Origin of the sequence: Clostridium sp., assembly GCF_051654825.1 — a bacterium.
Classification (GTDB): domain Bacteria; phylum Bacillota; class Clostridia; order Clostridiales; family Clostridiaceae; genus Clostridium.
This window is the reverse complement of the sequence record NZ_JBOFYU010000202.1, coordinates 1-7,229: the sequence shown is the minus strand read 5'-3', so window position 1 is coordinate 7,229 and position 7,229 is coordinate 1. Positions and strand designations below refer to the sequence as shown.

The following is a 7,229-nucleotide window of genomic DNA, read 5'->3' as shown; positions in this document are numbered from 1 at the left end:
TGGAATATAGTGTAGCGAGTTAAACAGTATTTATAGTAATATAAGTACTGTTTTTATTTGAATAAATAACTAAGATTACAGAATAAATGGTAGTAATAAAAGTAGTTATTATAGTAAACACTATGGTTATTAAACAACTAACTATAGGAGTGAAAAATAAGTATGGAAGTAGTAAAAGTTAAAACTGATGAAGGTAAAGAAAGATACTATCTTGCAGATAGTGACGGATTTCCTATTAAAGCAGTATTAAAATTTATTAGATTTAAGGATAATACAAACTACTCAAGAAATACTTTAAGAATGTACTGTCAGCATTTAAAGTTATATTTTGAATATTTGGAGCAACAACAAGTTAATTTTCAAGATGTAACAATAGATAATTTAGCTTTGTTTGTTAATTGGTTACAGAATCCTTATGAAAGTTTAAAAGTTATACCAGTACTCCCTACCGATACAGCAAGAAGTCCAAGGACGATTAATATTGTTATAAATACAGTATTAGCTTTTTATGATTATATTTTAAGACATGAGGAATATAGCAATAATATATCAGATAGGCTTAAAACTTTTGTATCAACTCCAAGTAGAAATTTTAAAGGCTTCTTATATGGCATAGCTTATGACAAAAAGAAAGTTACAAGTAGTATATTAAGGATAAAAGTTCCTAAGACAAAACCTAAAACTTTATCTAAATGTGAAATTACAACACTTATAAAGACTTGTAATAATTTAAGAGATAAATTTTTATTAACCTTACTATATGAAACCGGCATCCGCATCGGCGAAGCCTTGTCATTATGGGTTGAGGATTTTGATATTAGTGAGCTAATTATAGATCTTAAAGATAGAGGTCAACTTGAAAACAATGCTGAAATTAAAACAATATCAAGCCCAAGACGAATAGATATATCACAAAATCTTGCAGATATTTTTATGGAATATATAGCTGAATATCATACTGAAGATGTTGAAACTAATCATATTTTCATTAGAATTAGTGGTAATAATAAAAATAAAGCTATGACTTATACTGGTGTGGATAATCTATTTAGAATGTTAAATAAGAAGACCGGTATATATGCTACCCCACATATGTTAAGGCATAGTTCTTTAACAGTTCTTAGAATGGCTGGTTGGCAACCAGAACTACTAAGAATTAGAGCTGGTCATAAAAATATTTACACAACAATGAATACTTATATACACCCTTCAGATGAAGAGATATCAAGAGAGTTTAAGAAAACTGAGATGAATGTGAACTTAGATTTAGATATTTATAAAGAAGGTGAATAATATGGATAACTTACAAAAGATAGAGCGTCAACAAAATAAATATGATCAAATAATTGAATATCTTAAGCAAGATAATAAATATTGGTTAGATAATGATAAATGGGATTTAACAGAGGAATTTTTTATAGGTAAAGTTGTTTGGAGTCATAGAAATATTGATTTTTCTTTATTTGAAAATCTATATTTAAAGAATGAGTTGAAGTATTATATAGTTTATTCATTCAAGGAAAACTTACTTAAAGATAAATATATTGTAAAGTTAAAAACAACATTTAAACATCTTTCAGAACACCTTAATAAGAGCTACAAAAATTATCAGAGTTTTAAGGATTTTGATAGAATATCTTTTGAATTAAAGTTCAAAAATTTTCTTTTAGATAACGGATTTTCATTAATAAATAATAAGATTAGCTCAACAGAAATGAATTCTATACCACATATATTTGAATTTATTAAAAGTTTTTATGATGATAGAGAGGAAACGGAAAAAGATATATGGTATGTAAAAAATATTAAAGGTGTAAAATATAATGCTGCTGCCACTAAGGCAGGAACTAATTGCTTAAACTTTATGTTTATATCAGTTTATTATAGAGAATTAGTTAAAAAATATTTTAGAACTATAATAACTAAAAAGTCTTTTAGTCATTGCTATAATGTGTTAACATATTTAAATTACTTTTTTAAGTCTTTTTACGAAAGAAAGTATAATGATGGTTTTTTAGAGGAATTATCGAGAGAAGATATAGAAAAATATATAGTAGTGTTAATGAGTGAAAGAAGTGATAAATCCAAAGAAGAAACTAATAAGTACATATCACAATTAAGAATTTTTATAGAAAAAATTCAAATATTTGAGTATGATAAAGCACCTAAAAAAGATATTAATAAATTAATTTTTACTGATGATATTCCTAGAAGAGAACGAAAAAATGATATCATTAAACGAGTTAAATTTATTCCAGAGCCTATATTGAAACAATTAGACAAGAATATTTCTGAATTAGATAGCCCACAATTTATACCTATGTATATTTTACTTCGTGAAACGGGGTGGCGAGGTACAGATATTTTAAACCTAAGATATAATAATTGTTTAGAGCAGGTATGGAATAATAAAGATCAAAATTATAATTACTATCTTTGTGGCGAAATAACTAAAACAGGTATAGCACAACTTAAAATCCCTATAAGAGATAAAGTTGCTAATATGGTTCAAAAAGATATTGATAAAGCTAAAGAACTTAGCACAGAAAAAAATAATCCTAAAAAGTATTTATTTAATACTTATGGAGGTAAACTAGAAGGAAAACCGTTAGCGAAGCATTCTTTATTAGCAACTATAAATAGGCTAATTGATAAAAAAGATATTAGAGATAGTAATGGTGAGTTATATCATTTTAGATTACATTCTTTAAGACATACAAGGGCTAAGGAGTACGTAGAACAAGGCGTGGGTATAAGTGTTATTCAACAGATTTTAGGACATCAGAGCTTACAGATGACTGTTCATTATGCAACTGTTAGTGAAAATATACTTTACGAGAAATGGAAGAATACAGAGGACCTAGAGCTATTTAATGTTAATGCTGAAACCAATGAATTAACTGCTATAGATGTAACAACAGATGTTGGAGAAAATTTTATTAGATATGAATATGTTAAGAAGAATTTAGATGCTGTTAGAGTTCCATTTGGGGTATGCTTTAAACCCTCTAAATTACCTTGCAAGCAACAGATGAATCATTGCTTAACTTGTGCAAGTTTTTGTACTACAATAGAAAATATACCAGAATATGAGGAAGAAATAGAAAAGGTTAAATTACAAATTGAGATTAGTAATAGATGTGGTAGAGATCTTTGGTGTGAAAAAAATAGTCAATATTTAAGTGTATTGGAAGAAACTCTACGAAAGATAAAGGAACAAAAATTAGTTCATAAAAACAGTAAGTCAAGGGAGGATTTATAATGGCCGGAAGCACTAAAGGACTAAAAGAATATGCAAAGCATAAAAGTGAAATTACCTTGGAAAAAGTTGATAAAGCCATTAGAGAGCTTTCATTGTCGGAACAAAAAATTAACTTTAATAGTGTTTCACAATTAAGTGGAGTATCCAAAACATACCTCTATAATAATGAAGACGTTAAAAATAGAATCGAGGAGCTTCGTCAGAAGCAACTAAGTAAAACTATGAACCAAAGAGCTAAATATGATAAAACTTCTAAATCAAAGGATATTATAATATTAGCTAAAGATAAGAAAATAAAAGAATTAGAACAAGAAAATAGAAAACTTAAAGAACAATTAGAGCTTATTAGAGGCAAATTATATGAAACACTGTAAGTTACATTGTTTATATGTAGCTTACGTGTAAAACTAGCAAAATATAACCGTGTACAAACAGGTACACGAGATATAGTGTGGAGGTGGAGTTTATGACACTTTTAGAACGTGATAGAGAAAAGTTAGAAGAAGGTAGAGAGCAAGGATTAAAAGAAGGATTAATAGAAGGTAAAGAAAAAGGCATAGAGATTACTAAAAGAGTATTTAAGCTTGCTGCTAAAGGTGAATCTATAAGTAAAATTGCAAAGATATGTGAAATATCAGAAAAGGAAGTTAAAGAAATTTTAGAATAAAATTAGTAATGTGAAAGTGTCTATTTTTAACTAGTGGTGACTATTTGGTAGAAGCAGTTAAAAATAGGCACTTTTTATTTTTATTATAAAGGATTTATACTATAATTATCTTGTGAATGGAAAATATAGGAGGGGTATTATGAAGCGTATATTAGTTACTGGTGGAACTGTATTTGTAAGTAAATATGTAGCAAAATATTTTCAGCTAAGAAATTATGAGGTTTATGTATTAAATAGGGGAAGTAAAAAACAATTAGATGGTGTTAAGTTAATATGTGCAGATAGAAATAATTTGAATAATTCTCTAAAGGAATATTCTTTTGATGCCATAGTAGATGTATGTGGATATAATCAAAATGATATTAAAAATATATTAGATGCAGTTGATAGTTTTAAAGATTATGTATTTATAAGTTCATCAGCTGTTTATCCTGAAACAAATCATCAGCCATTTTCAGAAAATCAAAGTATTGGATTAAATACTATATGGGGGAAATAGGGAACAGATAAGATAGAAGCAGAAAATTACTTGCTTTCAAAAGTTCCAAATGCATATATATTAAGACCACCTTACATATATGGGCCAATGCAAAATGTATATAGAGAGCCATTTATATTTGAGTGCGCATTAAAAAATAGAAAGTTTTACATACCAGGTGATGGAAGCATGAAGTTGCAGTTCTTTCATATAGACGATTTATGTAAGGTTATTGAAAAAGTTTTAGAAAAACATCCTAAAGAGCATATTTTAAATGTTGGAAATACGGAGTTAGTAGACATAAATACATTTGTGCAATTATGCTATAAAGTAGTAGGAACTCCTTTAGAAAAAGTATATGTAACAAATCATGATAATCAAAGAGATTATTTTAGCTTTCATGATTATGAATATAGCTTGGATGTATCTAGACAAGCTGGATTATTAGAAGAAGAAAAAGACTTATATGAAGGATTAAAGGAATCTTATGAGTGGTACAAAAATAACCAAAATGATGTGGTAAAAAAGGATTATATTAAATTTATTAAAGAAAATTTTGAATAAGAAGCTTGGAATAGTTTTAAACTATAATAAAAATTACATTTTTATCCTTAGAATATTAAAGGTATTGTAGGGCAAAATACTACTGAAATAAATTTTAAGGAGTGAATTGTTATGTCAAAAAACCCAAGCATAAAATGCGTTGTTAATCAATGTAAACATCATGATTGTTCTGAAAATTACTGTACATTAAATGTAATAGAAGTTGGTACTCATGAACCAGATCCAAAAGTTGTAGAATGTACAGATTGCTTATCATTTGCAAAAAAATAATATATATAGAACTGCTGTACTTATTAGTACAGCAGTTTTTTATTTAGAGAATAAAAATTTAATTATAGATTATGCTTAGTAAATTAATTTATAATTGATTTGAATTTTGGTGTTGATCTATATAAGCTTTAGTTCTAAAGTTTGTGTAATGTTGTTTTAACTTATCATTAAACATTAAGTTTTCATTTTCTGGCTCCGAGTAAGGTATTCTAAATGGATTATTGTAATGAGTATAATTTAATAAATTACTTCCCAATACTATATCATTACTAATGTCTAATTTATAGAAAACATATCCCCTTTGATTGATAGATCCAAATGGATAATTTATTGCACCAGAGATTATATCATTTTCATTTTCAAATCCAAAAATATTATTAGTAGGGATTATTTCATTACTTAATCTTGGTATAGAGGCACTATAATTTGCACCTTTATTTTCATATAATAAATTTCCATTTATAAGCTCTATATTTGCTGAAGAGCTAATTCTAAATCCATCATTCCAATACGCATGTCCATCTTTCCAATTAAAATGTTCAATTACATACATTTCACTATCTTTTAGTTCAATAAAGATACTTGTTGCTCTTAAAATATTTTTTTCAGTTTTTTTATTACTTTCAAAAATTAAATCCTCCATAGAGCTTTCAATATGCACTATATCTTGAAGTATAGAAATATCTTCATCATCTATATCTTTAAGGATATTTCCTGGAAAACCTTTTCTTATTAATATACTTCTAAATTCAGATGATTTTGATTGAATAATTTCTTTAGAATCCAGTTTAATGTGATTTGATGGTATGCAACAAAGTAAAACTATTAATACACAGCTTATTGAATATAATAAAAGAAGTTTATTGTAGCTTAATCCTTTTGAATTTTTTAATGGTTTATAATTAATAGTTTCTAAATCATAGCTTAAGCTGTAAAGAGATTTAAAAATATAAAAGTAATAAATAATTATTGGGATTGATATAAATATAATTTGTCCGAGTTGAGTTATTGCACAAATTAAGACAATTACCTGCCAAATAATAAGCTTTAAAATAGGGTCTTTTTTTATAGTTGTATTAGCCTTGTTAAAAATATCTAATAGACCTTTTCTAAATATAATAAGAAAGATTAATTGAAAAGCCATTAACAGTAACATTCTTATGTTATTGAATTGAAAGTTTACATTTAATGGTGTAGTTATATAGATTAAATTTAACATATTAAGAAATACATTTATTATTGAAAAAATCCAGCAAGTATTTAATGATGTATTTTCATTTCTTAAATTACGAAATCCACTGTATAAAAGTACTACACCTATGATAGGTAAAATATATTGTAGTCCTAAAAAGCTAAATGTCATTGATGTCATCATAAAACCAAGTGTGATATTTTTAATAGTGTTATGCCAAAAATATTTTATTTCAGTATCTTCTAAAACTTTTAAATTATTATTCATAGATCCTCCTATGTAAAATTTTTTATATAGATAATGAAGAGCTAGTATGTGATTTTATTGTAGCAATTAATTAAAGTTATATTTATATACAAGAAGCAAAAGTAAATATAATTAAATTATAGCAAAATATTACATTAAATCTATAGAAATATAGGTATAATTACAAAATTAACCTTTTTGTTATGGTAAAATTGTTTATATAAAGATTAAAGTAAATATAGTTCAGGGTTAATATAAGGCTTTAAATTTAGATAGGCACACTTATTTTTTAAAGAGAAAGCTTTATTTGAAGGTATAAAATTTGATTTTTAATTAAAAGAGCCATTGTTTCTATAAAAGAAACAATGGCTCTTTTTACTTGCTATATGAAGTTTAGGTGAATTTGCCTATGTTTTATTTTTATTATGCTAAAATTATTTATATAGTGACTAAAATTAATATAACTTAGGAATCACAAGAAATGGGCTTTATTTTAAATAAAGTGAATTTAATCTAGGTTATATGTTTGCGTTTGGGAGGTTTATTATGA

6 protein-coding genes and 1 pseudogene are annotated in these 7,229 nt (G+C 26.1%); 6 read left to right on the top strand and 1 reads right to left on the bottom strand.

Annotated elements, in window-relative coordinates; all coding sequences use genetic code 11:
- Positions 1-162: 162 nt before the first annotated feature.
- The 6 genes and pseudogenes from ACRDBA_RS11670 (at position 163) to ACRDBA_RS11645 (ending at position 5,241) form a co-directional block, all read left to right on the top strand.
- The gene (locus ACRDBA_RS11670) at positions 163-1,293 is read left to right on the top strand and encodes a tyrosine-type recombinase/integrase (RefSeq protein ID WP_438573093.1); all 1,131 of its coding nucleotides are present in this window, start codon (positions 163-165) and stop codon (positions 1,291-1,293) included.
- Position 1,294: 1 nt separating this feature from the next.
- Positions 1,295-3,262, top strand: a complete 1,968-nt coding sequence (locus ACRDBA_RS11665) for a tyrosine-type recombinase/integrase (RefSeq protein ID WP_438573092.1) — start codon at positions 1,295-1,297, stop codon at positions 3,260-3,262.
- Positions 3,262-3,636 (top strand): DUF6262 family protein, encoded by a 375-nt coding sequence (locus ACRDBA_RS11660; protein ID WP_438573091.1) that lies wholly within the window; start codon positions 3,262-3,264, stop codon positions 3,634-3,636. Before ACRDBA_RS11665 ends, ACRDBA_RS11660 begins: the two co-directional genes overlap by 1 nt.
- A gap of 92 nt (positions 3,637-3,728) precedes the next feature.
- Positions 3,729-3,929, top strand: a complete 201-nt coding sequence (locus ACRDBA_RS11655) for a hypothetical protein (RefSeq protein ID WP_438573090.1) — start codon at positions 3,729-3,731, stop codon at positions 3,927-3,929.
- 139 nt (positions 3,930-4,068) lie between these two features.
- A pseudogene (locus ACRDBA_RS11650) lies at positions 4,069-4,971 on the top strand (NAD-dependent epimerase/dehydratase family protein).
- Between the two features lie 111 nt (positions 4,972-5,082).
- Entirely contained in the window at positions 5,083-5,241 is a 159-nt protein-coding gene (locus ACRDBA_RS11645; protein WP_438573089.1) for a DUF1540 domain-containing protein, read from the top strand.
- An 88-nt stretch (positions 5,242-5,329) separates the two neighbouring features.
- On the opposite strand, the gene ACRDBA_RS11640 is transcribed toward ACRDBA_RS11645, so the two are convergent.
- Positions 5,330-6,700, bottom strand: coding sequence for a hypothetical protein (locus tag ACRDBA_RS11640; RefSeq protein ID WP_438573088.1), 1,371 nt, complete (start codon positions 6,698-6,700; stop codon positions 5,330-5,332).
- Between the last annotated feature and the right edge of the window lie 529 nt (positions 6,701-7,229).